Origin of the sequence: Tepidicella xavieri (assembly GCF_004363315.1) — a bacterium.
In the GTDB taxonomy this organism is placed as follows: Bacteria; Pseudomonadota; Gammaproteobacteria; order Burkholderiales; family Burkholderiaceae_C; genus Tepidicella; species Tepidicella xavieri.
Window position 1 is genome coordinate 1 of record NZ_SNYL01000033.1, and the last position, 1,199, is coordinate 1,199.

Below are 1,199 nucleotides of genomic sequence, written 5' to 3' on the forward strand. Positions count from 1 at the left end.
TAGGGAAGGTCTGCACAACCCCGGCGGTCACCGCCGGATATGAGACAGTAACGACATGAAGCAGATGAGCCTTGGCACCACTGGATTCGAGCGCAAGACCAAGCGGACTCGCAAGCGCGAGTTCTTGGATGAGATGAACCTGGTGGTGCCGTGGGCCGAACTGGTGGCGCTGATTGCCCCGCATGCACCGGCGCGCAGCCCCAAGGGCGGACGCCCGCCGTTTGCTGTCGAGACCCTGCTACGTATCCACTTCCTACAACAGTGGTTCAACCTGTCCGACCCGGCCATGGAAGAGGCGCTGTACGACACGCCCATGTTTCGCGAGTTTGCCGGGCTGGACATCGGCGAAGACAACCTGCCCGATGAGAGCACCATCCTGCGGTTCCGGCATTTGCTCGAAGAGCACAACCTCGCGTTGCAAATCCTGGCCACCGTCAACGCCACGCTGATGGCCAAGGGCTTGCTGCTCAAGCAGGGCACGGTGGTCGACGCCACGCTGATTGCGGCGCCCAGCTCGACCAAGAACAAGGATGGGTTGCGTGACCCCGAGATGCACCAGACGAAGAAGGGCAACCAGTGGCACTTTGGCATGAAGGCGCATATTGGCGTGGATGCCGATTCCGGTCTGGTGCACACCGTGGTGGGCACGGCTGCCAACGTCAACGATGTGACACAGGCCAGCCGGCTGGTGCACGGTGAAGAGACCGATGTGTTTGCCGATGCGGGCTACCAGGGTGTGGCCAAGCGGCCGGAGACACAAGACATCAACGCCCAGTGGCATGTGGCCATGCGACCGGGCAAACGCCGTACGCTGGACAAGAACTGCCCGATGGGCGCCGTGCTTGAGCAGCTCGAACGCATCAAGGCGCGCATCCGCGCCAAGGTGGAACACCCGTTTCGCGTCATCAAGCGGCAGTTCGGCTATGTCAAGGTCAAGTACCGCGGGCTGGCCAAGAACACGGCCAACCTGATGACGCTGTTCGCGCTGTCCAACCTGTGGATGGTGCGCAAGCGACTTTTGAACATGGGGGCGCAGGGATGAGTGCGCCCAAAAGCCTGAAAAGGCTTCGCCAAATGGGCCACGGGGCCTCAAACGGGGCCCAAAAGGCCTCGAACTTGCCCCTCGAACGCTCCAAGATATCGCCATCTGAAACATCAGCCGACAACAGCCGCCCCAGCGGGGGTTGTGCAGACCTTTC

General features: G+C 61.7%; 1 protein-coding gene. It reads left to right on the plus strand.

Features of this window, described 5'->3' with window-relative positions; genetic code table 11:
• Positions 1-55 precede the first annotated feature (55 nt).
• Positions 56-1,042, plus strand: coding sequence for an IS5 family transposase (locus DFR43_RS13570; protein WP_133599596.1), 987 nt, complete (start codon positions 56-58; stop codon positions 1,040-1,042).
• Positions 1,043-1,199: the final 157 nt, after the last annotated feature.